This window comes from Novosphingobium mississippiense (genome assembly GCF_044029535.1).
Classification (GTDB): Bacteria; Pseudomonadota; Alphaproteobacteria; order Sphingomonadales; family Sphingomonadaceae; genus Novosphingobium.
Genome location: NZ_CP147001.1, coordinates 120530 through 146708, shown reverse-complemented (window position 1 = coordinate 146708; position 26179 = coordinate 120530). Strand labels below are relative to the sequence as shown.

General features: G+C 65.4%; 19 protein-coding genes. 9 read left to right on the top strand and 10 right to left on the bottom strand.

The features are described 5' to 3' along the window. Window positions 1-83 precede the first annotated feature (83 nt). The 3 genes from WBP06_RS00670 to WBP06_RS00660 all read right to left on the bottom strand — a co-directional run bounded on the left by WBP06_RS00670 (window position 84) and on the right by WBP06_RS00660 (window position 3537). Window positions 84-1250 (bottom strand): nucleotide sugar dehydrogenase, encoded by a 1167-nt coding sequence (locus WBP06_RS00670; protein ID WP_395330828.1) that lies wholly within the window; start codon window positions 1248-1250, stop codon window positions 84-86. A gap of 371 nt (window positions 1251-1621) precedes the next feature. Beyond that, complete coding sequence (locus WBP06_RS00665) at window positions 1622-2368, bottom strand: HAD-IIB family hydrolase (RefSeq protein ID WP_395330825.1); 747 nt, start codon at window positions 2366-2368, stop codon at window positions 1622-1624. Between the two features lie 122 nt (window positions 2369-2490). Further along, window positions 2491-3537, bottom strand: coding sequence for a mannose-1-phosphate guanylyltransferase (locus WBP06_RS00660; protein ID WP_395330822.1), 1047 nt, complete (start codon window positions 3535-3537; stop codon window positions 2491-2493). Between the two features lie 233 nt (window positions 3538-3770). On the opposite strand from WBP06_RS00660, the gene otsB reads away from it, so the two are divergent. From otsB to WBP06_RS00640, 4 genes are all read left to right on the top strand, one after another. Further along, window positions 3771-4604: a trehalose-phosphatase gene (gene otsB, locus WBP06_RS00655; RefSeq protein WP_395330820.1), complete on the top strand. Its 834-nt coding sequence runs from the start codon at window positions 3771-3773 to the stop codon at window positions 4602-4604. Then, window positions 4601-6415 carry a glycoside hydrolase family 15 protein gene (locus WBP06_RS00650; protein WP_395330817.1) on the top strand — a complete coding sequence of 605 codons (1815 nt, stop codon included), beginning with the start codon at window positions 4601-4603 and terminating at the stop codon, window positions 6413-6415. The genes otsB and WBP06_RS00650 overlap by 4 nt, the downstream gene beginning before the upstream one ends. 127 nt (window positions 6416-6542) lie before the next feature. Further along, entirely contained in the window at window positions 6543-7991 is a 1449-nt protein-coding gene (otsA, locus tag WBP06_RS00645) for an alpha,alpha-trehalose-phosphate synthase (UDP-forming) (RefSeq protein WP_395330815.1), read from the top strand. A 215-nt stretch (window positions 7992-8206) separates the two neighbouring features. Continuing rightward, window positions 8207-8467 (top strand): hypothetical protein, encoded by a 261-nt coding sequence (locus WBP06_RS00640; RefSeq protein ID WP_395330812.1) that lies wholly within the window; start codon window positions 8207-8209, stop codon window positions 8465-8467. Between the two features lie 19 nt (window positions 8468-8486). Here WBP06_RS00640 and WBP06_RS00635 read toward each other — a convergent pair whose 3' ends face one another. From WBP06_RS00635 to WBP06_RS00625, 3 genes are all read right to left on the bottom strand, one after another. Beyond that, entirely contained in the window at window positions 8487-9674 is a 1188-nt protein-coding gene (locus WBP06_RS00635) for a hypothetical protein (protein WP_395330809.1), read from the bottom strand. 7 nt (window positions 9675-9681) lie between these two features. Then, entirely contained in the window at window positions 9682-11877 is a 2196-nt protein-coding gene (locus WBP06_RS00630) for a GumC family protein (protein WP_395330807.1), read from the bottom strand. Window positions 11878-12038: 161 nt separating this feature from the next. Beyond that, on the bottom strand, window positions 12039-13466 hold the full coding sequence (locus WBP06_RS00625; RefSeq protein ID WP_395330805.1) for an O-antigen ligase family protein: 1428 nt from the start codon (window positions 13464-13466) through the stop codon (window positions 12039-12041). A gap of 94 nt (window positions 13467-13560) precedes the next feature. On the opposite strand from WBP06_RS00625, the gene WBP06_RS00620 reads away from it, so the two are divergent. Then, window positions 13561-13809 carry a hypothetical protein gene (locus WBP06_RS00620; protein WP_395330803.1) on the top strand — a complete coding sequence of 83 codons (249 nt, stop codon included), beginning with the start codon at window positions 13561-13563 and terminating at the stop codon, window positions 13807-13809. A gap of 145 nt (window positions 13810-13954) precedes the next feature. Then, window positions 13955-14680, top strand: coding sequence for a polysaccharide biosynthesis/export family protein (locus tag WBP06_RS00615; RefSeq protein ID WP_395330801.1), 726 nt, complete (start codon window positions 13955-13957; stop codon window positions 14678-14680). A 33-nt stretch (window positions 14681-14713) separates the two neighbouring features. Here WBP06_RS00615 and WBP06_RS00610 read toward each other — a convergent pair whose 3' ends face one another. Next, complete coding sequence (locus tag WBP06_RS00610) at window positions 14714-15727, bottom strand: NAD-dependent epimerase/dehydratase family protein (protein ID WP_395333968.1); 1014 nt, start codon at window positions 15725-15727, stop codon at window positions 14714-14716. A gap of 237 nt (window positions 15728-15964) precedes the next feature. Here WBP06_RS00610 and galE point away from each other — a divergent pair, with 237 nt between their 5' ends. After that, window positions 15965-16969, top strand: coding sequence for a UDP-glucose 4-epimerase GalE (gene galE / locus WBP06_RS00605; protein WP_395330799.1), 1005 nt, complete (start codon window positions 15965-15967; stop codon window positions 16967-16969). A gap of 65 nt (window positions 16970-17034) precedes the next feature. Here the strand turns inward: galE and WBP06_RS00600 are convergent, their stop codons facing one another. The 3 genes from WBP06_RS00600 to WBP06_RS00590 all read right to left on the bottom strand — a co-directional run bounded on the left by WBP06_RS00600 (window position 17035) and on the right by WBP06_RS00590 (window position 22197). Next, complete coding sequence (locus tag WBP06_RS00600) at window positions 17035-20211, bottom strand: autotransporter domain-containing protein (RefSeq protein WP_395330797.1); 3177 nt, start codon at window positions 20209-20211, stop codon at window positions 17035-17037. A gap of 47 nt (window positions 20212-20258) precedes the next feature. Beyond that, window positions 20259-21212 (bottom strand): intradiol ring-cleavage dioxygenase, encoded by a 954-nt coding sequence (locus WBP06_RS00595; RefSeq protein ID WP_395330795.1) that lies wholly within the window; start codon window positions 21210-21212, stop codon window positions 20259-20261. A gap of 223 nt (window positions 21213-21435) precedes the next feature. Then, on the bottom strand, window positions 21436-22197 hold the full coding sequence (locus WBP06_RS00590) for a response regulator (RefSeq protein ID WP_395330793.1): 762 nt from the start codon (window positions 22195-22197) through the stop codon (window positions 21436-21438). A 773-nt stretch (window positions 22198-22970) separates the two neighbouring features. Between WBP06_RS00590 and WBP06_RS00585 the strand changes: the two genes are divergently transcribed. Together WBP06_RS00585 and WBP06_RS00580 are read left to right on the top strand one after the other, a co-directional pair. After that, complete coding sequence (locus WBP06_RS00585; RefSeq protein ID WP_395330792.1) at window positions 22971-25175, top strand: ATP-binding protein; 2205 nt, start codon at window positions 22971-22973, stop codon at window positions 25173-25175. Continuing rightward, entirely contained in the window at window positions 25175-26176 is a 1002-nt protein-coding gene (locus WBP06_RS00580; RefSeq protein ID WP_395330790.1) for an autotransporter domain-containing protein, read from the top strand. The genes WBP06_RS00585 and WBP06_RS00580 overlap by 1 nt, the downstream gene beginning before the upstream one ends. Window positions 26177-26179: the final 3 nt, after the last annotated feature.

Genomic DNA, 26179 nt, shown 5'->3' with positions numbered 1-26179 from the left:
TTTTTGAATACGCGACAATATTCAAAATATTTCGTGGATTGGCCGCATTGAAACCGACCCGTGCCAATCCATGAAATCAAAAATCAGTCAGACCCGAACAGATCGCGGGTAAATACCTTTTCCACCACATCCTCGATCTCTGCCGTCATGCGGTTGGCGATGATCACGTCCGCCTCCTGCTTGAAGGCATCGAGATCGCGCACCACGCGGGAGTTGTAGAATTCGTTCTCGACCATCGCCGGTTCGTAGATCACCACCTCGATACCCTTGGCCTTGATCCGCTTCATGATGCCCTGGATCGAAGACTGGCGGAAATTGTCCGACCCGGCCTTCATCACCAGACGGAACACGCCCACCTTGTGCGGGCGACGGGCAATGATCTGGTCCGCCAGGAAGTCCTTGCGCGTGCGGTTCGCATCCACGATCGCGCGGATCAGGTTCTGCGGAACCTCGGAATAGTTCGCCAGCAGCTGCTTGGTGTCCTTGGGCAGGCAATAGCCGCCGTAGCCGAAGCTGGGATTGTTGTAGTGCGTGCCGATCCGGGGATCGAGGCCCACGCCCTGGATGATCTGGCGCGTATCCATGCCACCGGCGATCGCGTAGCTGTCCAACTCGTTGAAGAAGGCGACGCGCATCGCAAGATAGGTGTTCGCGAAAAGCTTGATCGCCTCCGCCTCGCGCGTGTCGGTGAAGAGGATTTCGACATCCTTCTTCTCCGCGCCGCCCAGCAGCAGGTCCGCAAACACGCGCGCGCGTTCAGACCGTTCGCCCACGATGATGCGCGAGGGGTGAAGATTGTCGTAAAGCGCCCGGCCTTCGCGCAGGAATTCGGGGCTGAAGATCACGTTATCCGTGCGATAGCGCATACGGACGTCGTCCACGAAGCCGACCGGAATGGTGGATTTCACCACGATCGTCGCGGCCGGGTTCAGCTGCGTCGTCAGCTGGATCACCGTCTCGACCGAGGATGTGTCGAACTTGTCGGTGTTCACGTCGTAGTTCGTGGGCGTGGCCACGATCACGTAGTCCGCCCCCTCCAGCGCCTGGGCCGGGTCCAGCGTGGCCGTAAGGTCGAGATCGCGCGTGGCCAGGAAGGTTTCCAGCTCCGCGTCGACGATCGGAGACTTGCGCGCCGTCAGCATCGCGACGCGATCCGCCGAAATGTCGACGGCGAAGACCGTGTTGTGCTGCGCCAGAAGCACCGCGTTGGAAAGGCCAACGTAACCAAGACCGAAAACGGCGATCTTCATAAACTCGCTCTCACGATAATCGATGTATGCAGCCGTAAATAAGCGGCTTTTCACGACAGCCGCAATCTACTCCGAAGGCGACGAGGGGGCCCATTCGGCTACCCGATGACTAAGTCTATTGAGGGCCCGAGCGACGCCGTCAAACGAGATCGTGCTGCAACTGCACATAACGGGATAAACTGAATGATTTCAGCCGCCGAAACGAATTTCAGATTCGTATAAAACGGCTGAGCGAAGGCTTTCGAACCGGCTTGGCAGTAAAAATGTCCTTTCTGCCAAACCGCCGAATCCGAAATGCCAATATTAATAAGGCGTTCATCAACCGGGTAACCCCCGCCTAATAGGCGGGGCCAACCCACGGCGACGCTCGCTTACTTCTGACAGGCGACGATAGCGTCGATCACATTCAGGGTATCCGCCGGGTCGCGCACGCAGATCGTGTCCAGCCCCATGGCCTTGGCCGGATAGTCGTTGCCGCCCGGGAAGATGGCGTCGCCGATGAACAGCATCTCGCCATGGGCGAAATTGCCGCGTTCGGACAGGCGCTGCAGGCCCCAGGCCTTGTCGACCCCCGGCTGCGTCACGTCGACCGAGGTGGCGCCGCCCAGGTTGACCGAAACGCCCGGCAGGCGCGCCATCAGATCGGCCTGGATCACCTTGCGCTTGGCGAAGTCCGGATCCCACACTTCCTTGGCTTCCAGCGGGGCTTCCTGGCCGAGTGCGGAGAAAGTGATCTGGCTGCCGCGATCCTCGATCCGCTCCCCCCAGGTTTCCTCCGGCGTGAAGCCCGTGGCGGCCAGCGCCGCGTCGAACGCGTCAAGGATCTCGCGCTTCTGCGCATCGGTGAAGAGTTCGGCATAGACCGCGTTCCACGCGCCATCGTGATGGACGTAAAGCTTGGCGCCGCTGGTGGGCATCAGCCACAGGCGCGAACGGTCGGCATGGGCCGGCAGGCGGCTGGCCACCTGCTTGTCGAACTGCGGCCAATCCCCGCCGGAGATCACCGCCACGTCGGCCACCGTCAGCAGCCGGGCAATGGCCTCTGCCATCTCTTCGGTCATCGGCTGCTTGCTCTTGGCCAGCGTACCGTCGAGATCGAAGGCAACGAGTTTCTTCATGTCCGGTCTGTCCCTGCAATTCGGAGCGATATGGTGCGCGCCCCTGCCACCGGGCGCGTAACTTTGAAATCCCCTGCTGCCGCCAATTTCATGGCAATCCGGGGACAAGGACCTGGGTGCCGTTACTGATTTACGGCGCCGTGCAGCTTTCCGACCTTCTGCACACCTTCAACCGTAGTGACCAGCACCTCGTTCCCGTCGACCACAACTATGACGTTGGAAAGCCCGATTACCGAGACGCGCGGCCCGTCGCTGTCGACCAGCACATTGGTGCAGTCGACCAGTTCCGCCGCGCCGGGCCCGCGCACCGCATTGCCGCCTTCGTCGCGCGCCAACGCGTCGTGCAGCGCCTGCCAGTTGCCGATGTCGGACCAGTCCATGTCCACCGGCACCATCGCCGCGCGCGTGGTGTTTTCCATCACCGCATAGTCCACCGAATCGCTGGGCACGTCGCCGAACGTGGCGGCATCGGGATGGAAGCGGTGGCCATCCTCGGCGCCCTTCGCCACTGCCTCACGCACTTTGGCGGCGATCTCGGGACGGTGGGCGGAAAGTTCGGCCATGAAATCACCGACGCGGAAGGCGAAGATGCCGCCGTTCCAGGCATAGCCGCCGTGTTCGAGGAACGCCTTGGCGCGATCGAGGTCCGGCTTCTCGACGAACTGCGCGGTGCGATAGCCGGGGGTGCCCGCGATCGCCTCGCCCCGCTTCAGATAGCCAAAGCCGGTCTCGGGCGCGGTCGCCTCGATCCCGAACGAGACCAACCAGCCATCGTTCGCCAGCGCGGCAGCGGCGCAGGCCGCCTTCGCAAAGACGTCCGGGCGGCCGATGTGGTGGTCGCTCGGGCAGACCAGCATCACCGCATCCTCGGGCAGGCGGCAGGCGGCGAGCGCGATGGCAGCCGCCGTGTTGCGCGCGGCAGGCTCGACGATGACGCTGGCGCCGGGAGCGCCGGCCAGTTGCGCCTCGACATGATCGAGATGCTTCGTGCCGGTCACCACCACCGGGGCGGCAAAGCCCAGATGCGCCGGGCAGCGGGCAAGGCTTGCCTCGAACAAGGTACTGTCACCCACCAGCGGCAGGAACGGCTTGGGCTTGGCTGCGCGGCTGCGCGGCCACAGCCGCGTGCCGCTGCCGCCGCACAGGATGACCGGAACTATCGTGGGCATGGGAAGCAATGAACTCGTCGAATTGTTCGGATATGGGCGATGGTGATAGTTGCTGCCTTGCCTGTTGCAACTGCGAATTGCCGCCCAGCACGCCGCTTGTCGCACGTGGATGTAGGTGGAACCTATTCCTCTTCAGCGCGTTGCCCCTGCATGGCCTCCCCCATGCCTTCCCGCTTCTCCCCCTCCCCGGTCGGGGCTGGTCTTCGCTGCTGCAAAGTGCAAGACTGACCGTAATGACCGGCCCGAGCGAACGCATTCCTCCGGCGGAACATGGCGCGCGTTTGCGCGATCTGCCGCCGCCCCCGCCCTTGCGCCCTGCCCGCTTCGGTGAACAGGCCCGCACCGGCGAACCGCCGCCTGCGCTCTTCCTCGATTTCGACGGGACGCTGGTGGAGATCGCCGATCACCCGGACGCGGTGATCGTGCCGGACGTGCTGCCCGGCCTGCTTACGCGCCTGTCCGATTGCCTGGACGGCCGCCTCGCGCTGATCACCGGCCGCTCGATCGCAGCGCTGGAAAGTCATCTCGGCCCGCTTTCGGTGGCCGTGGCGGGATCGCATGGCGGCGAATTCCGCCCCGCCGGCCATGCCATGGCCGAAGCCCTTGCCGCCCCGCTGCCCGCGCGCGTCATCGCCGAACTGACGGCCTTCGCGCAGGACAACGGCGGCCTGCTGGTCGAACCCAAGCCTTTCAGCATCGCCGTGCACTATCGCCGGCATCCCGAGGCATTGGCCGGCCTGATCGCCCGCGCGGAAACGGTGGGGCGGGAACTGGGCCTGACCCTCAAGCACGGCAAGCAGGTGATCGAACTGGCCATGCCCGGTTCGGACAAGGGCAGCGCCGTCACGCAATTCATGGAAATGCCGCTGTTCGCCGGTTCCCGCCCGATCTTCGTCGGCGACGATGTGACCGACGAGGACGCTTTCGCTGCAGCCGCACGGCTGGGCGGCGGCGGCGTGCTGGTCGGCCCCCTGCGCGAAACCCGCGCCCGCTGGCGGCTGGGCGGCGTGGCGCAAGTCCATCACTGGTTGGAAGCCGCCCTTATCGAGGAGTCCCGTCCGGCATGAGCACGCTTGAACTCTGGCCCATCGGCAATTGTCAGGTTTCCGGGTTGATCGACCGTTCCGGCGCGCTCGTCTGGGGCTGCGTGCCACGCGTCGACGGCGATCCCACCTTCTGCGCGCTGCTGCGCGGGGAGGATGGGCAGGATGCCGGCACCTGGCGCTTCGAGCTGGAGAACCAGACCACCGTCCACCAGTCCTACATGCGCAACACGCCGATCCTGGTCACCCGGCTGGAGGATGCGACCGGCGGCGCGGTGGAGATCTACGATTTCTGCCCGCGCCACGAACGGCTGGGCCGGATGTACCGCCCCGTCGCCTATGCGCGCATCGTCCGCCCGGTGGCGGGATCGCCGCGCATCCGCTGCGTGCTCACGCCGATGAGCGGCTATGGCGCCCAGCTTGCGGCCACCACGCGCGGTTCCAACCACATCCGCTACCTTGTCGAGCGCAACACCCTGCGCCTCACCACCAATGCCCCGATCGGCTATGTGTTCGACGAGCGGTTCTTCCGCCTCGAAACCGCGCTGCACTTCTTCCTCGGCCCGGACGAGCCGTTCGACGGCGAAGTGGAGCACCGCCTGGAAGCCATGTTGCGCCATACCTGCGAATACTGGCGCCTGTGGGTGCGCGGCCTTGCCACGCCGCTGGACTGGCAGGACGCCGTGATCCGCGCGGCAATCACCCTGAAGCTGTGCCAGCATGAGGAAACCGGCGCGATCGTCGCCGCGCTCACCACCTCCATCCCCGAGGCGCCGGGCAGCCAGCGCAATTGGGACTATCGCTACTGCTGGATCCGCGACGCCTATTACACGGTGCAGGCGCTGAACCATCTGGGCGCGCTGGACGTGCTGGAAAAGTACCTCGCCTATCTGCGCAACATCGTGGACGATGCGGAAGGCGGTGCGATCCAGCCGCTCTATGCCGTCAGCGGCGGGCGCGAAATCATCGAATGGGAAGCGCCCGACCTGCCCGGCTATCGCGGCATGGGGCCGGTGCGCATCGGCAATGCCGCCTATTATCAGGTGCAGAACGACTGCTATGGCCAGATCGTCCTGCCGGCAATCCAGGCCTTTTCCGACCAGCGCCTGCTGCGCATGGCCTCTGCCGAGGACTTTGCCGCGCTGGAGCAGGTGGGCGAGCTGGCGTGGAAGACGCACGACCAGCCGGACGCCGGCCTGTGGGAACTGCGCACCCGCACGGCGGTGCATACCTATTCCAGCGTGATGAGCTGGGCCGCCTGCGACCGACTGGCCAATGCGGCGGAGCATCTGGGCCTGCACGACCGCGCCGCACTGTGGCGGGATCGGGCCGATACGGTGCGCCAGACCATCGATGCCCAGGCATGGCACACGATCGAAGGCGCCGACTTCGACGATGGCGGCGCGGGTGGCCACTATGCGGCCGCGTTCGGTGGCAACCAGCTGGACGCCAGCCTGCTGCAGATGGTGGAACTGCGTTATGTCGAGGCCGAAGACCCGCGCTTCAAGGCGACGCTGGCCGCCGTGCAGAAGGCGCTGCGCCGGGGCGAACACATGCTCCGCTACGACAGCGAGGACGATTTCGGCCTGCCCGAAACCGCGTTCAACATCTGCACGTTCTGGCTGATCGAAGCGCTGCACCGTTCCGGACAGGATGAGGAAGCGCGCCGCCTGTTCACGGCGATGCTGGGCCATCGCACGCAGTCCGGGCTGTTGTCCGAAGACATGGATTTCGAGACCGGCGAACTGTGGGGGAACTTTCCGCAGACCTATTCGCTGGTGGGTATCATCAACTGTGCCGGGCAGCTGTCCCGGTCGTGGCGGGACTGGCGCTGAGAGTCCGTCTGGGAATGCGCACGATGCGCATTCCCGCGGCACCGGTCGAACCCCAAATCCTGGGGAACAGACAACCGGCCAGCCTCGCGAAAAGGCGCGTCAGGAGGCGCGCGACAGGGGAATTGAAATGGGTAGATTGATCGTCATCTCGAACCGGGTCTCGGTGCCCAAGGCGGCAGGTGCCGCAGGGGCGCAAGGAGGGCTGGCGGTGGCGCTCAATGCCGCACTGCGCGAACACGGCGGCATCTGGTTCGGCTGGTCCGGCCAGGAAACCGAAGAGTTCACCGGCCATCTGGACATGCAGCGCAACGAAGGTGTCACCACCGCGACCATCGACCTGGAGCCCCAGGATATCGAGGAATACTACAACGGCTATGCCAACCGCACGCTCTGGCCGCTGTTCCACTATCGCATCGACCTGACCGAGTACGACCGCAATTTCGGCGAGGGGTACGAACGCGTGAACGAGCGCTTCGCCGATTCGGTGCTGCCGCTGATCGAGCGGGACGACCTTGTCTGGGTCCACGATTATCACCTGCTGCCGCTGGGTTCGATGCTGCGGCAAAAGGGCGTGAAGAACCGCATGGGGCTGTTCCTGCACACGCCTTGGCCGCCCACACGCCTGCTGGTTTCACTGCCGCTGCACGAGCGGCTGGTCGCCTCCATGCTGGAATACGACGTGCTCGGCTTCCAGAACGCCGAATGGCTGGAGAGCTTTCTGCATTACGTGCAGAAGGAAATGGGCCTGAAGGTCAATCCGGACAATTCGATCGACTACGAAGGCCGCCGCGTCGTTGCCCGCGCCTTCCCCATCGGCATCGACTACGAGGAATTCACCGAGGCCGCCGCCGGGGCCGAAGCGCGCGCGGCGCATGATCGGCTGAAGCAGAGCGTGCGCGGGCGCAAGATCCTGATCGGGGTGGACCGGCTGGACTATTCCAAGGGACTTGGCGAGCGGTTCGAGGCGTATAGCCGCTTTCTGGCGGACAATCCCGAACATGCGGCCAGGGCAGTGCTGCTGCAGATCGCCCCGCCATCGCGCGAGGACGTTTCCAGCTACCAGATGATTCGCGAGGATCTGGAACGCAAGACCGGACACATCAACGGCGCCCACGCCGATGTCGCCTTCGTGCCGATCCGCTACGTCAACCGCGGCTATCCGCGCGCGCAGCTTGCCGGCTTCTACCGCGCGGCGGACATCGGCCTCGTCACCCCGCTGCGCGACGGGATGAACCTGGTGGCCAAGGAATATGTCGCGGCGCAGGATCCGGACGATCCCGGCGTGTTGATCCTTTCGCAGTTCGCCGGCGCGGCGGGCCAGATGCAGGATGCGCTGCTGGTGAACCCGCACTCCATCGAACATGTGAGCGAGGCGATCAAACGTGCGCTGGAAATGCCGCTGGACGAACGGCGCGAACGCCACGGCAAGCTGCTGGCCTCCGTCCGCGATCACGACGTGCGGCGCTGGCGGCACGATTTCGTCACCGCCCTGTTCGGCCCCGACAAGGGCGGGCAGAGCGGGGATGCGACCGGCCCCGGCAATTCGGCGAATGCTCCGGCGGATGAGCCGGCATGACGAAAACGGCATATGCAGCCCGTCCGGCAAGGACGGGTATTCATCCGGAAAATCCGGGCCGTTCTCAAATCGTCACTCGCCTGCAACCAATCTGACCTCTAAGGCAGGTATTCAGAGGATGTGGACGGCGGGACTCGCCCTTCGCGGCAGAGGCACCCGTACCGTCCTATAATAGTACACTGGAAAGCCCGGGAACCGGGCGTCAGGGTGAGTTGATGGGCCAAGTTCTTTACGGCGAATGCGTTCGCTCCGGCGAAGCCATGGCCGTGCGCATTCTGGATCTCGCACGCATTGGCTGCGCGGTCGAAACGGATGCCTGTGCCATGGATCTGGAAGGTGAGTTGACGGTGTGGATCGGCGCCATGGGGCCGTTTGCCGCCACGGCGACGCGCAGCGACGACAGACACCATGCGCTGCTTTTCGCACAACCGCTGGACGATCAGATCGTCCATCATTTCGCGCCTGACGGGGCCTGACCGGCCGCGTCATCGCCCTTTATTGCGGAACGATGCTCACCCGGCGAATGCGGCCTTCGCCGCGCCCGGTCAGCAGGGCCAGATCCTGGGTCTGGCACGCCTCGGCGGGGATGGTGAATGCGCCAGCCTCCGCCGGCTCGTCTGTTCCGGCAGCGCTGCGCGCGCCCGTTCCGATCGCGATATCGGCCAGCCGGTGCTCTTCCCCACGCGCGGAATAGCAGGTGATCCGCAGCAGTAGCGGCCTGACGCCTGCCTCGCCTTCGGTCTCGGCATCGGCGCCTGCGGTATAGCGGCCGGGCGCCAGCACCGCGCTGCGCCGGGCGATCGGGCTGCGCACCGCCGTGCGGTTGGAATAGACCACCACGGTGCCGCCTTTGTCGAACGTCCGTTCGATCCCCTCCACTTCCGGAAATTGCCAGTCGAACGGGCCGGGCAGCTTGCCATCGGCCGCCGGCTGGAATCGGAAATCGTCCGCCGCGGTCATCCGCCCGCCCGCGCAGAGTTCGCCCCAAAGCACGCCCGCCGCAGCCGGACGGCCGGCGCGGACCAGCGCCGGCAGCCGCGTCGCCAGCGTGGCGCAGTCCACCCGCGCGCCATGGCGAGCCATGGCGCCCACCGTGCGCCGCAGCGCATCCTGATCCAGCGTCGCCCCGGCCCAGGCGATGAACCCGCCGGACCAGTCCTTTTCCTGGCCCAGTTGCCCGGCGAAGGCAGCGGTTCCATCGGGATGTGCCAGCAGGTCGGCGGTCATCGCCTTCAGCCGGTCATCGCTCACCCCCACGCGCCAGAGCGCGAGGAGCCGCTGCGCCGCCACGTTCCAGTCCTGGGCCTGGAACGCCATGACCACCAGCATGTCCTGCGTGAAGCGATTGCGCCAGCCGCGCTGCCCGGCCAGCAACAGCGCATGGACGGCCGCATCCTCGTCCCCCCGCTGCACCTGACCGTAAGCCAGCAACGCCAGCCCGTCCGAAGGAATCGGGCGGCGGCGGACATAGTCGCGCGACAGGGCCACGCCCTGCCCTATGTCCTGCCGGGTGTAGGCCTGGTCGATCAGCGGCTCCAACGCGAAGTATCGGAACGGCGCCGGCACGTGCGCGGCCACGGCATCGTCGCGCCGCGCCTGCCGGTCCATCTCCACGCCCACCACCGGCACCGCGATCACGGCGGCGAGGGCGAACCAGGCGGTCTTTCCGATTACCGACAGCATCCCGGCCTCAATCCTGCTTGCTGCCGTAGCTGTAGTAATCGTTGGTGTAGTAGCTGTAGTCCTCCGCGCCGACGCGCGGATCGAACCGGTTCAGCACCACGCCAAGGACGTTCGCCTTGATCAGCGCCAGACGGCGCAGCGCCGATTTCACCGCGCCGCGATGGAATTCGGACGCATCGATCACGAACAGCACGCCATCCGCATGGTTCGCCAGCAGCGCCGCGTCCGACAGGCCCAGCAACGGCGGGCAATCGATCACCACGGTATCGAACCGCTGGCGCGCCTGCTCCACGAAAGTGGCCAGCCCCTCGCCCGCCAGGATCAGCGCGGGATCGGGCGGCACCGGCAGCGCAGACATGTAGCTGAGCGTTTCCATGCCGCTGCCGTGGACCGCCTCGTCGAACGCCTTCTGCCCGGTCAGCACGTCGGTCAGGCCGGTCGCCTTCTGGTTGGTCATCAGGCGGTGCAAGGTCGGGCGGCGCAAGTCGGCATCGACCAGCAGCACGCGCTTGCCCAGCAGCGCGATATCGTTGGCGACGGCCCGCGCGGTGGTCGACTTGCCTTCGGATTCACGCGAACTGGTGACCAGCAGCACGTGCGGCAGGCCCGACGCGGTGGAATAGCGCAAGTTGGTGACCAGCGATCGGAACGCCTCGCTGACTTTCGAGCGATGGTCGCTGAAGTGGTTCTGGACGTCACCGTCCTTCTCCAGCGGGATCAGCCCCAGCAGCGGCATTCCCAGCTTGCGCTCGACATCATCGGGCGACCGGATCGTGTCATCGAACAGTTCGCGCAGGAACACCACGCCGGCGGCGACGATCAGGCCGATCACCAGCGCGATGATGATGTTGAGCACCAGGCGCGGCGAATAGGGCTTGGTCGGCACTTCGGCCCGGTCCACCAGCGTCAGGTTGTTGGACGAGGCGCCGGCCGCGGCATTGAGCTGGTTATAGCGTGAGAGCAGGGTATCGTAGAGCGTGCGATTGGTATCGGCCACGCGCTTCAGCACGGCGTACTGGACGCCCCGGTCCTGTTCCTTCAGCGCATCGCCGCGCAGCCCGCCGACCCGTGCGGTCAGCGACTTTTCCTGCTCCAGCGCAGCCTGATATTCCAGATAGGCCGTCTTCTTCAGCGATTGTGCGATCGTATCGATGCGGCGGTCGTACTCCGCGACTTCGGCCTTCTTCGACTTCACGGTGACGAAATCGTCCAGATGGCGGGACTGTTCTTCGGCGAGGTCGGCCTCCACCTTGGCCTTTTCGCTCAGCAGCGTGGAGATCGCCGGGTTGCCGTTGACTTCGGGAATCGAGAGCGGATCCTGCTTCGCCAGCGTGCGCCAGCGGTCTTCCGCCGCGATGCGCGTGGCGGTCGCCTTGGAGGCCGCGTCGGTCAGCTGGACCAGCGTGCTGTTGGTGACGGACAGCACCGATTCCGAATCGCCGTTCTCGCTCTGGCTGGTCACGCGGATCAGCCCGGCGGCGCGGGCATACTGGTTCAGGTCCCGCTCCGACTGGGTGACCTTGTCGCGCGCTTCGTCAAGCTGATCGGAAAGGAATCGGCGCGCGTAGGACGAACTGTTGTACTTCTGGTCCAGATTGCGATCGATGAAACGTTCGCCGTAGAGTTGGGCCAGCTTTGCCGAATAGGTGGGGCTACGGCTGGAAACGCTGATGGAAACGATACGGCTGTCCGGCGGCAGGTCCACGCTGACATTGTCCAGCAGCGCCTCGATCGCGGCATCCTTGCGCACCTGGTCCAGCGTCTTGCCTCCGCCCAGTTCGGCAACGGTGTCTGCCGTGGGCATGTCCTGCCCCATCGCCTCGAAGAAGGCCGCATCGCGATCCAGCTTGCCGCTTTCCACCACGCTCTGCGCCAGCGACCGGCTCTGGATGATACCCACCTGCGTCTGCAGGAAACGGTCGGTATCCTGCACGTTGTTGACCTTCTGCAGGTCCGTGCCCTCGATGATCTGGTCCGCCTGATCCTCGATCAGAACGCGCACTTGCGCCCGGTACTTCGGCGCAACCAGCAGAGTCATGGCCACGCCCAGCAGGACGATCCCGCCGACGGTTCCCGCGATCAGTGCCCAGTTGCGGCGCACGGCCCCCACCACGGCCCTGACCATGGCGGAAAGATCGGGACCGCTCTCCTCCACGGCGGCGTACCCGTCCTGATCGTCCCGTTCCAAAAATGCGTCGTTCAAGGTTTCATCCCGCCATGTTGTCCGACCCGGTCGAAATCCGGGCCGCAGCCATTGTTCCCGTCAGCAGGTCGATCACGCGCAACGCCCCGCCTCCCGAGCCTTGCGCAGTGCCTGCCGGCGACGTGGACCGTCCGGTCCGCATCGGGGCAGGTTTTCGAATATCAATCGCGATGCGACCCGCTGTCGTGTTGCGCCCTGTTACGTTCTTGTTCTGCCTTTCCCGTTCCGATCAGCAGCGCCAGCATCAGTGCCGCAACGCACAGCAAGGTCTGGTTCCGCAAGGGATAGTCGGTGATCGACTGGAGCGCGATCAGCGCAAAGACGCCCAGCGCCGCAAGGCCGATTGCGCCGTGCCGCCCCTGGTGGCGGGCGGCCTGCATGGTACGCAGGCCCAGCATGGCCACCGCCACTGCCCAGCCGGCGACCAACGCGATCCCGACGATGCCGGATTCGAGTGCGATCTCCAGAAAATCGTTATGTACGCGGCCGGCCCGGCCATAGCTGAGGTTCTCCAGCGCCTCGTCCACCTGGAACACCTCGTCGAAAGAACCCACGCCGCTGCCCACCGGCCAATACCGACCGGCGGCCTCCACAGTGTCCTTCCAGATGATCGGACGCTGTTCGTCCTCCACGGAATGGAACCGCGCCATGCGCTGCTGGATACGATGGTTGCCGCTGAGCAGTAAGCCGCCCGCCGCAAGCGCCAGCACGGCACCCGCCAGGATCAACGCAGCTTTCCGGCGATCACGGCCAAAACCATGCGCGCTCCACCCCATCCCCACGGCAAGCAAGCCCGGCACGGCCAGCAGCATCATGCCCGACCGCGAACCCGTCAACACCACGCCCGTCACCAGCAGGATCGCCATCGCGACGGTGCCCAGCTTCCACGCGGGCGAAACCCGGCGCCACGGCACCGCGCCGACAAGCGCGACCAGCGCGATGTCCAGCATCAGCGCGCCGCTGTTGCGGTTGGAGAAGGTTCCCTGCAAGTCGGCCGAACCGACCACCTCGTCATAGAACACGAAAAGGTGATTGCCGCTGGCCAGTTGCTGCGCGCCCAGCGCCGTCACGATCACCCCGCCAACCGCCACGGCCAGCAGCAGCATCCGCCGGTCACGCTCCGCAAGGTTCCACGAAAGGGCCAGAATGGCGAACGCCGGCAAGAGCGAGAAGAAGGCGATCGCGGTGCGCGCGGGGCTGAGCGAAAACGGCTGCCAGGCGCCTTTCACTCCGATCAGGTCGAACGACTGGGTGACCAGATCGCGACCGGGCAAGGCCTGCCAGATCGCCGGAGGCAGCGGTACCAGTTGCAGCAGCGGCAATGCGAGCGTGGCCGCCACCAGCACGACCGGCAGGCGCGGCGCCCTTGCGAAGAAGCCCAGCACGGCGTCGCGATGGAATGCCAGCACGGCCAGCCCCGCCAGTTGCACGGCCATGTTGGCCAGCCCCGCACCGGAGCCCCCGCCACCGAAGACGAGCGCCACCAGCAGCAGGAATGCGGCAACGGCCGCGCGGCCGCGCGGCATCGAGACGGCAGCGGACCGCGTGCCACGCGGCCCCTGGCGCCGGGCCAGAGCCTCAGCCCGCAATATAAGGCAATCCAGTTACAGAAGATCCAATCACGGGCACGACCTTTATATGACGCCTGCTGCAGCAACGCGGACGTTTACACCCTTTGGATTCATGTCCGCACCCGAACAGTTGAAGACTTGGCGCGGCGGGATGGAAAACGACCGTAAAATGCACGGCATTCGTATTTCTGTATTTTTCCGATGGTTAGCGCGATCTTTCCGCAGCGCAACCCGGCTTGCCGAAACCTCCGGCTTCTCGTCGCAATTCCTGCGCTGCCTGGCGCAATACCTTTTTGTACCGATCGGTTGCGGTTGTTGCGATGCAGCAAGGCCCTCTGTTCGACCAAGGGAAAGCCCCTAAACGCATCGTCATGCAAATGAGATCAACCGAGAGCAGCAAGCTTGGAACCGAATTTCAGAGCCTTGCACAGGCCAATAGGCCCGATTACGCCCTTGGATTATCAAACAGTTCCACTTTATCTTTCAGGCCAGGGAGACACTTCAAGGTGCCCAGAACGAAACAGACCCCTGCCTTTTTCCGTCTGATTACCGGCACCTTGCTGGCCGGAACCACGCTGGCCGGCTGCACGTCCAGCACGCATAATCCGAACCTGCCGGTGGGCGCTGCAGCATATCAGGTGGCCCCGGCCACCGTGCCCGCCCCCAGCGTCTACGCCATCACCCCGCGCGATGTCCTGCAGGTGCGCGTCTATGGCGAGCCCGACCTTTCCGTGGAGAAGGCGATGGTGGACGATGCCGGATTCGTCCAGCTGCCGATGGCGGGCCCGGTCAAGGTGGCCGGCCTCAGCGCCGCGGAAGCGACCCGGCAGGTCACCACGCTGCTGGGCAGCAAATACCTGCGCGACCCGCAAGTGGCGGTTTCGGTGGACGTTCCGGCGCCACGCTACGTCTCGGTCGAAGGCGAAGTGAAGATGCCGGGCGTCTACGAACTGAATTCCAACATGACGCTGATGGGCGCGCTGGCCAAGGCGCAGAGCCCGTCCGTGACCGCCAAGCTGGACGAGATCGTGATCTTCCGCACGATCGACGGCAAACGCATGGCCGCGCGCTTCAACCTGAAGGATATCCGCACCGGCATCAGCCCCGATCCCGTGATCATGGACGGCGATATCGTCATGGTCGGCTATTCGCGGATCAGGGGCCTGTGGCAGGACTTCCTGAAGATGGCGCCGATCTTCAACATCTTCGCGGTGATCAGCACGAACAGTTGAGTTGGGAAAATGCGCAAAGGCGCATTTCCGACATCACCCGTGATAGCCGCGATACCACGCCACGAAGCGCGGTATGCCCACTTCGATGGGCGTGCTGGGCGCGTAGCCGGTATCGCGCGTGAGCGCGGTAATGTCCGCATAGGTCGCCGGAACGTCGCCCGGCTGCATGGGCAGCAGGGAGAGCTGCGCCTTCACGCCGCAGGCCTCTTCCAGCACCTCGATCATGCGCAGCAGGCGTTCGCTGCGGTTGTTGCCGATGTTGTAGAGCGCATGCGGCTTCACGCTGCCGCCGGCCTTGGCCTGCCCGTCATCGGCCGGCGGCCGATCCAGGCAGGCCAGCACGCCGGCGACGATATCGTCGATATACGTGAAGTCCCGGTACATATCGCCGTGGTTGTAGACCTCGATCGGGCGGCCCGAGAGCATCCGCTCGGTAAACTTCCAAAGCGCCATATCCGGGCGGCCCCAGGGGCCATAGACCGTGAAGAACCGCAGCCCCGTCAGCGGAATGCGGAACAGATGCGCGTAAGTCTCGCTCATCAGTTCGTCCGCCTTCTTGGTGGCGGCATAGAGCGAGACGGGGTGATCTACGCGGTCCTCCACGGCGAAGGGCAGCTTCTCGTTACCGCCGTAGACCGAACTGGAACTGGCGTAGACCATGTGCGCCACCTGCCGCGCGCGGGCGATTTCCAGCATGTTGACATGACCCGCCAGATTGGCGCCGACATAGGCCTGCGGGTTCTCCAGCGAATAGCGCACCCCGGCCTGCGCGCCGAGGTGGACGATCGTGTCGAAGCGATGCGGCTCCAGCGCCGTGGTCAGCGCGGCCATGTCCGCGAAATCCAGCCGATGGAACGTGAACAGGTTGCCGTATCGTGCGGTGAGCCCATCCAGCCGCGCCTGCTTGAGCGCGACGGCGTAATAGTCGTTCATGTTGTCGATGCCGATCACCGGCGTTCCGCGCGCCATCAGCGCCTCTGCCACGGCAGCACCGATGAAGCCTGCAGCACCAGTCACGAGAACGGGAAGCGTCGTCGAATGCGTCATCGGACTTTGGGGCACGCTAGATATCTCCGGTCTGGTGCCATTGTGGGCGTGACAGCCTTTGCGCCAGCCATCATGGTGCAGCAAGACTTAGCTTTGCAACAACAGGGGTTAGCGGCAAATGCTTGCGATCGGTTGCCTTTTTATGGCGGCGGAAGCGTTTGACGCGATGCAGCAAGGCCCATATCGCAAATCGCCTGACGACCGGCCGCGAAGACCGGCACGAACGAGCGGAGACCCATGACCACCAAGCTTCCCGTCCTCGTCACCGGCGGTGCCGGTTACATCGGCAGCCACGCCGTCCTCGCGCTGAAGGATGCCGGCTGGCCGGTCGCCGTGATCGACAACCTGACCACCGGCTTCCGCTTCGCAATTCCCGACGGCGTGCCGCTGTACGAAGGCGATATCGAGGATTCCGCCCTGCTCGCGCGCATCTTCGCCGACCAAGGCATTCGCGCGGTGATGCATTTCGCCGGGTCGATCATCGTGCCGGAATCGGTGGAAAATCCGCTGAAATACTATCACAACAATACCGCCAAGAGCCGCGCCCTGATCGAAGCGGCGGTCACGGCCGGCGTCTCGCACTTCATCTTCAGTTCCACGGCAGCGACTTACGGCATTCCCGAAGTCTCCCCGGTGACCGAGGACAGCCCCAAGCTGCCGATCAACCCCTACGGCATGTCGAAGCTGATGACCGAGATCATGCTGGGCGATGTGGCCAAGGCGCATCCGCTGAACTTCTGCGCGCTGCGTTATTTCAACGTGGCCGGCGCCGATCCGCAGGCGCGCACCGGCCAGTCGACGGCGGGGGCGACGCATCTGATCAAGGTCGCGGTGGAGGCAGCGCTGGGCAAACGTGGCCATGTCGGCGTGTTCGGCACCGATTTCGACACGCCTGACGGCACCGGCGTGCGCGATTACATCCATGTGTCCGACCTTGCCGCCGCGCACGTTCTGGCACTGGAGGCGCTGATCGCCGATCCCGCCCGATCGCTGACGATGAACTGCGGCTATGGCCAGGGCTTCTCCGTGCTCGACGTGCTGGATGCGGTGGACCGCGTGACCAACCGGACGATCGAGCGCCGCCTGGAAGGCCGCCGCGCGGGCGATCCGGATTCGCTGATCTCCGACAACAGCCGCATCAAGGCGACGCTGCCGTGGCAGCCGAAATACGCGGACCTGCCGACCATCGTCGAACACGCCCTGGCCTGGGAGCGCAAGCTGGGCGACATTCGCGGCGCGTAACGAAAAAGGCGTGGCCGGACCGAAGTCCGACCACGCCCGTAACCCTGCGAATTTTGGCTGACGGCTTAGAACGCGACGCTGAGCGAGGCGCGGGCCGACAGATCGGTGGACCAGGTGGTCTGTTCGGCGCGGGCCGAGATCTTCCAGGTGAAGTCGTATCCACCCGCCAGCATCGAGACTTCGCCGATCCACGCGCCCTTCAGGCTTTCCGGCGCGATCGTGAAGCTGGAGCCGGCGTCGTAGCTGTCTCCGCCGTTGAAGTAGGCGGTCGTGTCGCCCAACTGCCCAGAGATCACTTCGCGGCGGCCGGCTTCGACCTGGAAGGTCAGCGGGCGCCAGTCGGGCGAGATCGTGCCCAGCGAATAGGCCGCCGTCAGCGTTGGCGTGACGGTGGTCTCCTTGCTGGTGCGGCTGGCGACGGTCAGCGCGATGGCTTCGCTGGTGCCGGTTTCGCTGTAGCCGTCTTCCTTCAGCCAGTACTGCTGCAGTTCGACCTTCGGCTTCAGGCTGAAGCGGCGCGATGCCTGGTACTTGTACGATGCGCCAGCCAGGCCCGAAAGCAGCCAGCCGTCCCACTTGCCGCTGGCGGTGTAGGTGAAGTCGGTATCGTCCACCGTGCCGGTGAACGTGCGCTTCGAATCGACCGAGATGCGCGAGGCGCCGATCCGCGCCCAGGCCATGAACGGGCCTTTCGCCGTGCGCCAGAACGCGCCGAAGTCATGCTGGCCAACGTCCAGCTTCCCGGTGCCGCCATTGTCGTCCACGCTGCCCTTGAGCCACGCGTAGGACACGCCGAAGTAGCCAAGGCCGGTGTGCCGCTCGAACCCGGCCGAAAGCCCCCAGCCGCTGGTCTTGTAGCTGGCGGTGCTGCCGGCATCCTTGCTGGTGCGCCAGTAGATCGGTTCGAACCAGCCGCCGACGTCGGAAATGTCGAACATCGTCGTTTCGTCCGACAGGTGCTGGGAGGCCAGACGATCCGCCGTGGTCACCGCATCGAACACACCGCCGGCGTGATCGGGCAGCAGGCCCGACACTTGCGACTTCAGCGTGGAGGAATCGGTAACCTGCAGCAGGCTTTCGGTCAGCGAGGTGTCGTTCTGCGCGGTGGCGTAGATCGCATCCCAGGCCGATGCCTGGCTGCGGGTCAGCCCCAGTTCGTCGGTCGTCTTGCGCGCGATCGTCAGGTAGACGTTGTTGGCATCGGCCGAAACGTCGCCATTGTAGATGAACGGCAGGTCGGTATCGCTGGAATCCAGCGTCCCTTCGACGTTCAGATTGGCGGCGGTCAGCACCGTATACGTGCCTTCCGCATCGCCCAGCGCCGTGACCGATGCGGTGATCTTCGCGCCCGATTCCAGCGTGGCATTGGCCACATTGAACAGCGAACTGGTGCCCGCGGACGTATCGACATAGACGCCCAGCGAACCGCCCGACTTCACGGTGAGCGAACCGAAGTCGATCGTTTCCGCCTTCTGTGCCGTCAGCTTCGAACCGCTGTTGACGGTGACCGAGAGGTTGTCCGCGTTGGAGAAGTTGCCGGTGTAGACCGACGATCCCGACAGCGTCAGCGTGCCGTTCTCACCCGCAAAGTCCATCGTGCCGGTGAAGGCCGCCGTGTCCGCCAGGGAGGCGGTGGCCGTGCCGGTGCCGAAGTAGACGTCGCCCGTGTAGATCGCGTTTCCCGACAGGGCGAGCGTATCGTCACCCGCGCCGAACAGCGTGTTGCCGGTGATCTTGCCGGTGGACGCGTTCACCGTATCGTTGCCCGATCCCAGCAGGATATTGCCGGTGATGCTGGCATAGACGGTGGGATCGGTGGTGGTGTCGTTATCCTCCAGGTAGGTGGCGCTGGTCTTGGCGTCATCCGAATTGAGGTACTGGTTGATGGTGACGCCGGTGGTGTTCGCCGAAAGGTCGATGGCGGTCAGCGTATCCGTGCTCGAACCCGATGCGCTGATGTAACCGGTGTTGTTGATCGTCGTCAGCGTGCCCGACAGATCCTGGATCGCCACGGCAGTCCCTTCGCCCGGAGACGAAATCGCGGCTGCAATCGCGCCCGAGTTGTAAAGGCTGGTGACCGTGCTGCCCGCGTTGATGACAAGGCCGTAGGCGGCGCTGTCATAAGTCGTCGCACGCAGCGTGCCGGTCACGCCGATGCCATCGGTCAGCGTCACATTGCCGCCCTGCCCGCCGATCACCACGCCATAGGCATTGGTGTTCGAATAATAGGCGCTGGACGTGACGGTGCCGTCGATGGCGAGCGAGTAAGTGCCCGAATTGCTGGAAACGCCGCCCACGGTGATGTCGCTGGCGCCGCCGATCTGGATGGCCGGCGAATTGCCATAGGCGGTGACGACGCCGGTGCCTTCCTCCGAATCCGTGACGCCGTCGCCATCCTCGTCGTTATTGGAGCTGTCCTCGTCCACCGGCGGCGCCGCGATGTAGATGCCGCCCGCAACATTGCCGGTGATCTCCACCGCCGCCTTGCCGGTGCGCAGCGCCGCACGCGACAGCACGATGGTGGCACTGTCGTCATCGGTGTAGGACGCGGCCTGCGCCACGGTGCCCTGGATGGTGACCGTGCCCGATACATCGCCATTGACGACCAGCCCCTGCGCGCCCGCGCCCACGACGGTGACGGTGCCGTTCACGGTGACGTCGCCATCCACCGCCTGGGTCTTCACGCCGACCGAACCGTCGCCGATCACCTTGATCGTGCCGGTGTTGGTGATGTTGCCGGTGTAGTTCGAATCGACGACGATGCCGCCCGAATTGAGCCCTTCCACCGTGATCGTGCCCGCGTTCGAGATCGAACCGCTGGTGTTGGCGCCCGACAGCACGTGGATGCCGTAACGGTTGCTGGCCGAAGCGATGGCGCCATCGGCGATGCCGTTGCCGTCCGCATCGGTCGGCACGTAGCTTTCGGTGACCGCAATCGTCGCGTCTTCGCCCACCGTCACGGTCGAACTGGTGCCCGCGTTGACGGCAATGCCGGCCGCATCGTTGGCCCCGCCCACGGCGATCGCGCCCTCGACATCGACCGCGTTGTTGCTGTCGACCGTCACGGCCTTCCCGCTGGACAGGGTGATGGTCCCGGCACTCGTCACGGTGGTGTCGCCTGCGGTGGAGGTGACCAGTGGCGTCGTGCTGGAAGTGGACACGGTGGTCGCCGCAAGGACGGGGCTGGCAGACAGCGCCAGGACCAGCGCACCGACGCTGGTCGACGAATGCAAGGATTTCATGAGTTATCGCACTCTTTTGAGGAAAACGGGGGCCGGAAGCCCCGGCGTCAGCGAGCGATGCCGATCAGGGCAGAGCCGGTGTAGCCAGAGGAAACCGTGCCGGTGAGGCTGGGGGTCATCTGCGCGATCTGCGCGGACGTGTTGTCGCCGAACACATTGTCGGACGAGAGGGTGATCGCGTTGTAGTTCGCGATGCTGGCGGTGTAGCGGCTGTCGCCGGTGAACACGGCGGTGTTGGTGGCCGCCGGCATCGCCAGCTGGGAGATCAGGCTGGCGGTGCGTCCGGTGCTGGCGGAGGTAAGTCCGTCCACGAACACCTCGAAATGGATATGCGGCCAGCGTCCCGAATAGCAGGCGGGATAGATGGTCTTGAAGGTGACCTTGCCCTCGCTGTCGGTCACCTGCACGCCGCGCAGGTAGCTTTCGGTGGTAACGCCGCTGGAATAGAGCGAGTAGCGGCCATAGGCATCGCAGTGCCACACATAGATCGCCGCGCCCGCGATCGCCGCGCAGCCGTTGTTGACGTCCACCAGTTGCAGCGTGATTTCCAGCGGAACCCCGGTCGCCGTGGTGGTGGAACCGATGAAGCTGGCCGTGATGTCGGATCGAACCACACCGCTGACGTTCAGCACGTTGGATGTCGATCCGCTGGCACTGTTGGTGCCATCCGCCGGATAGGGCCCGTTGGTTTCGGTGGGATCGGCGATGCAGCTGGCGCTGGACGATCCGCCCGATGTCGAGCTGGTAGTTGAGGATGAGGTGGAGGACGACGTGGTGGACGTGGTCCCACCCGAAGTCGAACTCGTGCTGCTCGACGATGTGGTGGAGGTCGAACCGGTCGAGGAATCATCGCCCCCGCACGCCGCCACGGTCACCGCGGTTCCGGCGCTGGCCAGGAAGGCCAGCGCACGGCGACGCCCCATCAGCCGTTCGGCGATCACGCCCAGATCATGGTTCAACCCACGATCGTGATCATCGTCATCCCGGTGATGAAGGTCCATTGCAGTCTCCCTCGCACTCGCAGCGCCCCGGCCGTTTTTGCGGCGGGTACGGGAGTGCAGGGCTGCAGGACTGGAAGCCCGCGTTTGCAGCGGGATTTCAGATCGATTTCAGCGTTGTAGCCAAATGTTGCAGAAGATCGCAGCGCTTCATGGTCCATTTGGAAATTCGCTGACGGCGAATTTCGCGGCACCAGCCCGCTCTGCGCATTTTCCAAACAATCTCTCAGGCGATAACCGATGGCACGAAAAGATAGCCTTCGTTGCGAACCGTGCGAATGATATCGCCACCCCCGTCGCCATCGGACAGCTTGCGACGCAGGCGAGAGAGCTGGACGTCTATCGCGCGGTCGTAGAGTTCGCTGTCCTCTCCGCGCGACCAATCGAGCAACTGGTCGCGCGTGAGCACGCGGCGCGGATGTTCCGCAAAGGCGCGCAGCAGGCGGAATTCGCCGTCGGACAGCGATATCAGCCGGTTCTGCGGATCGAACAGCAGGCGCAGCCCCAGATCCATGCGCCAGCCGGCGAAGCGCAGAACTTCGCCCGATTGCACGTCGCCTTCGGGCAACGGCTGCTCCGCCGGCAGCGCAGGCACGGACGCCCCCGGAATCGCCGTCACCGCGGCACGGCGGCGCAGAACGGTGCGGATGCGGGCCAGCAATTCGCGCGGGTTGCAGGGCTTGGCGAGATAATCGTCCGCGCCCATTTCCAGCCCGACGATGCGGTCGACATCGCTGCCCACCGCCGAAAGCATGATCACCGGCGGTGCATCCGGACCAAGCTGGCGCAGCGCCGTCAGCCCGTCCTCACGCGGCATCATCACGTCCAGCACGATCAGGTCGAACCGCTGCTGCGCCAGCAGGGCGCGCATGGCATCCGGATCGGCAGCCGTTTCGGTGGCATAACCGTGCTTGCCAAGGAATTCGCCGATCAGCGAACGAATACCCTCGTCGTCGTCGACGATGAGAATGCGGGTCTGCAGGTCCATCGCGGGATGTTCTAGGATCATTGACGCCCGATAGAAAGCCCGTGTTCCGCGCACATTTCAGCAAGGCGCCTCATTTCCGATTTATTGCAACATGGCCGCAAACTCGGCGAAATCGCCCGGCAAAGTCCAGACCCGACCTAGCCGTTCATGAACAGTCGAGTTCGCCAGGTTCTGCCAACGGCGACAGGCGACTGCGGCCAGATGGCATCCCCCGCCAGGTCCGCACGTCGATTCCCTGTGCCCTTGGTGGCCGGCAACGCCGTCCGTCACGCTACCGCCAAGGCGCCGGACGGTGCCGGGGCCATCGGCGCCGCAGGTCACGTAGTCGCACCCGCCCTGCCCGCCGATGGTCCCGGATCATCCGATAGCGGACCGATTCAGCAGATGCCGCTCACAGGGCGTTCAGCTTCGCACCTGCACCAGTGCGATGACCCGCCGAATGGTCCGCGAAGTGTAACACGCGGCTGCTACGCGGCACCGCAAGACGATTCAACTTCGTTTGGGCGCTCCGCTTCATCGGAGTACACTGACCGAAGACGACTCAGATATTTCCTTCCAGCCCCGGATCAGGGGACACGGTTGCTGGACAGGACCCGGGGTGACCGTCTCCGCCGATCGGCTTCGTGCCGCGCGGTGGAGACGCGGAGCGGGTTCGGAAGAGCAGTGTCCCTCTCTTTCGAGCCCGCTCCGCAATATTCGGTCCGCGTTTTGCGCGCCTCCCGCCATTTCGCCATAGCTCGAATTCGCCGTGGAATCGTGGCAAGGGCCCGATCATGACGCCGCCCCGCCTTACCAACCGAATCGGCATGCCTCTGGCGATCCAGATGATCGCCATCCTTGTCTGCGCGCTGATCGGTGCCCAGTTGGTGACGCTGGCGCTGACCGTGGTGCTGCCGCCCAGTCCGGCCGCGCGCTGGAATATCGATGAAGTTGCCGCCGCGCTGAACGGCGGGGCGGACGGCAGCGAAGGCGCCAATCCGACTGAGCGGCTGGAACGCAAGACCATGATCGGCCCGCCGGACGTTACCGGACAGGGCTGGCTGGTATCCGAATCCTCACGCGAAGCGTTGGCAAACCGGCTTGGCCGCGCCCGCACGGACGTGGTGCTGGCATTTTATACGCAGCTTCCCGTCGGCGGCGTCGCCGTGCCCAGCGGATCGCGATCGCCGCTGGCGCTGCGCGACAATCCGGCTGCCCCTTCCGCCCTTTCGACGATGCTGGTCGGCAAGGCCGATGCCCAGTCGATCCCCGGTGGCCCGCCCCCCGGCGGGATGCCGGGGCCGTCCGGCATGCCCGGCGGCCATTTCCCGGGCGGGCAGTTCCCCGGTGGACGCCCCGGCGGACAGATGCCCGGCGGCCACATTCCGGGTGGCCGGATGCCCGGCGGTCACATGCCCGGCGGCCAAAATCCGGGAGGTCAAAGCCCAGGAGGCCAACCCGGCAACCCGCATCCCGGTGGCCAACCCGGTAATCCCGGCAACGGCCAGCCCAGCAATCCCGGCGCCGGTACCGGCGGAACGACGCCCGGCGGATCCGGCGCGGGCTCCGGAACCTCGACCCCGGGAACGGGTGGCAATTGGGGCAATGGCGCGCAAGGCTCGCTTCCCGGCCAAGGCGCCGGCAGCGGTATCGGAACCGGGCAACCCGGTGGCTTCGAAGGGATTCGTCCCGGTGGCAACGGTGGATTCAGCGGCGGCGCGTTCGGCCGCTCCGGGCAAATGCCGCTGTTCCCCGCCATGAACGACCTGCCCCGCGTGACGCTGCCCTCGCAGGCGACGTCGGTGCCGGCATCGACGCCGATACCCGTCGCCACCGCCACGCCTGCCCGTGCTGCGCCGACGCAGGCCCCGGTGCCCCTTGCAGTCTCGATCCCCACGGCCACACCGGAAGTGCGGATCGCGCCGCCTGCCCCCATCGCCACGCAAGCCGCGCCGCTGCCCGCCGTGCCCGGCACGCCGCAGCCGATCCCGTTCCGCCATGCCACGGGCAACGTCTTCGCGCTGACATCCCCCCCGTTCATCGAGGGTGATTTCGTGGCGGCCCTGCGCCGCAGCGATGGCCAGTGGATCGCCGTCGCCCCGCGTGCAGAGCCCTTCCCCAATGCCTGGCAAAAGCGCGTGATGCTGTGGTTCGCACTCAGCCTTGCGATCATCAGCCCCTTCGCGTGGCTGTTCGCGCGCCGCATCGTGCTGCCGCTGCGCGAATTCGCCCACGCGGCAGAGCAGCTTGGCCGCGATCCTTCGGCCACGATCCTGCCGCTGTCCGGCCCGGCCGAAATCGGCCGCGCCGCCAATGCCTTCAACCAGATGCGCAACCGCCTGCGCGCCTTCGTGGACGATCGCACCGCCATGGTCGGCGCGATCAGCCATGACTTGCGCACGCCGCTGACCCGCCTGCGCTTCCGGATCGAGGATGTGCCCGACGAACAGCGCGACGGCCTGCTGAAGGAAGTGACCGAGATGGAGGCGATGATCAGCCAGGTCATCGGCTTCATCCGCGATGCTTCCACGCCCGGCCCGCGCCAGCGTACCGACTTTGCCGAACTGATCGCCAGCAGCGTGGCCAACGCGCGACTGGTGGGCGGCGACGTCACGATAGAGCGCAACACGCATATCCCGGTGGACGTCGATCCGGTGGGCATCCGCCGCCTGCTCGACAACCTGCTGGAAAACGCCATCAAGTACGGCGAATGCGCCAAGGTGCGCGTCAGCCTGAACGAGGGCGAGGCAGTGGCCGAGATCGTCGATATCGGCCCCGGCATTCCCGAGGAAGAATACGATCGCGCTTTCGAACCGTTCTATCGCACCGATTCGGCGCGCAAATCGGGGCAGAAGGGTTCGGGCCTCGGCCTTGCCGTCTGCCGCTCGATCGCGCGCGCGCATGGCGGCGACGTCAGCTTCGCCCACACGCGCGACGGTTTCATCGTGCGCCTTGCCGTTCCCGCCGCCTTCGACCAGAGCCTCAAGGCCGTAGCCTGATGCACCTGACCATCGGTACGCGCCCGCTGCTGGCGGGCATGGCTGCGGCATTCGCGATCTCGGCGCCGATCGGCGCCTTCGCGCAGGAAACCTCTCGGCAGGCCAACGGCACCGCTCCCGTGATAACGGCGACGGCTGGCGAAACGGCGCAGGAATCCCCAGACGCAGCCACGACGACGACGACGACGACAAAAGCCGCCGCCGATACGCCAACCCCTTGGAGCCTGGCGGCGGCCGCCGGCATCAGCAACCGCGACGATGGCCCCAATGGTTCGTGGCAGTCGCTGGCGCTGACGCGGCAGATCGGGCGCGGCTATGTGCGCGGTTCGCTGATGCGCTACCACGGCACGCTGTTGCAGGCCGACACGGCGCTGCCGTCCGACTATCTGGTCGGCACCATCGGCGCGGGCGGCAATTTCGACAACTGGGTGGTGGACGGCTGGGCCAGCTATGGCTGGCAGGACTATGGCCGCATCAGCACCGACGCCGGCAAGCGTGACAGCACCGGCGCCAAGGGCAGCCCCTACTATTCGGTCGGCGGTGATTTCGGCCGCGTCATCCCCCTGGGCAGCCGCCTGTTCGCCACGCCGACGATGACCCTGTCCTACGCGCACGGCCGCCTGCTCCATCCCGCGCCCGAGGAAGCCAACGTGATTGACCTCGAAACCGAGGAACCCACCTGGAGTTCGGCCGCCACCCTGCGGATCGATCATGCCTTCGGCCGCGAGGGCAAGCAGTACGTCGGCGTTTCCATCGCCCGTGCGTGGACCAGCAATGCGGTTTCCGAACCGCTCGTCCGCAGCCGCGAGGAAGCGATAGAAGCGGCGATGACCGGCATCATGCCTGCCCGGCATATCGAGGATGGCTGGTGGGAAATCGGCGCCACCGCCAACATGCGGATCACCGACAAGCTGGGGCTGGACCTCTACGCCACCCGCAGCTTCAACGCGCTGGCCGGCAATACGACCTCGGCCGGCATCTCGCTGCGCCGTTCGTTCTGAGAG

Bases quoted from the DNA above. Each gene is read 5' to 3' on its own strand.
- WBP06_RS00595 (WP_395330795.1), bottom strand. From the start codon at position 21,212: ATGGACCTTCATCACCGGGATGACGATGATCACGATCGTGGGTTGAAC.
- WBP06_RS00650 (WP_395330817.1), top strand. From the start codon at position 4,601: ATGAGCACGCTTGAACTCTGGCCCATCGGCAATTGTCAGGTTTCCGGG.
- WBP06_RS00590 (WP_395330793.1), bottom strand. From the start codon at position 22,197: ATGGACCTGCAGACCCGCATTCTCATCGTCGACGACGACGAGGGTATT.
- WBP06_RS00585 (WP_395330792.1), top strand. From the start codon at position 22,971: ATGACGCCGCCCCGCCTTACCAACCGAATCGGCATGCCTCTGGCGATC.
- galE (WP_395330799.1), top strand. From the start codon at position 15,965: ATGACCACCAAGCTTCCCGTCCTCGTCACCGGCGGTGCCGGTTACATC.
- WBP06_RS00660 (WP_395330822.1), bottom strand. From the start codon at position 3,537: ATGCCCACGATAGTTCCGGTCATCCTGTGCGGCGGCAGCGGCACGCGG.
- WBP06_RS00580 (WP_395330790.1), top strand. From the start codon at position 25,175: ATGCACCTGACCATCGGTACGCGCCCGCTGCTGGCGGGCATGGCTGCG.
- WBP06_RS00600 (WP_395330797.1), bottom strand. From the start codon at position 20,211: ATGAAATCCTTGCATTCGTCGACCAGCGTCGGTGCGCTGGTCCTGGCG.
- WBP06_RS00665 (WP_395330825.1), bottom strand. From the start codon at position 2,368: ATGAAGAAACTCGTTGCCTTCGATCTCGACGGTACGCTGGCCAAGAGC.
- otsB (WP_395330820.1), top strand. From the start codon at position 3,771: ATGACCGGCCCGAGCGAACGCATTCCTCCGGCGGAACATGGCGCGCGT.
- otsA (WP_395330815.1), top strand. From the start codon at position 6,543: ATGGGTAGATTGATCGTCATCTCGAACCGGGTCTCGGTGCCCAAGGCG.
- WBP06_RS00670 (WP_395330828.1), bottom strand. From the start codon at position 1,250: ATGAAGATCGCCGTTTTCGGTCTTGGTTACGTTGGCCTTTCCAACGCG.
- WBP06_RS00635 (WP_395330809.1), bottom strand. From the start codon at position 9,674: ATGCTGTCGGTAATCGGAAAGACCGCCTGGTTCGCCCTCGCCGCCGTG.
- WBP06_RS00610 (WP_395333968.1), bottom strand. From the start codon at position 15,727: ATGACGCATTCGACGACGCTTCCCGTTCTCGTGACTGGTGCTGCAGGC.
- WBP06_RS00620 (WP_395330803.1), top strand. From the start codon at position 13,561: ATGTCCGCACCCGAACAGTTGAAGACTTGGCGCGGCGGGATGGAAAAC.
- WBP06_RS00640 (WP_395330812.1), top strand. From the start codon at position 8,207: ATGGGCCAAGTTCTTTACGGCGAATGCGTTCGCTCCGGCGAAGCCATG.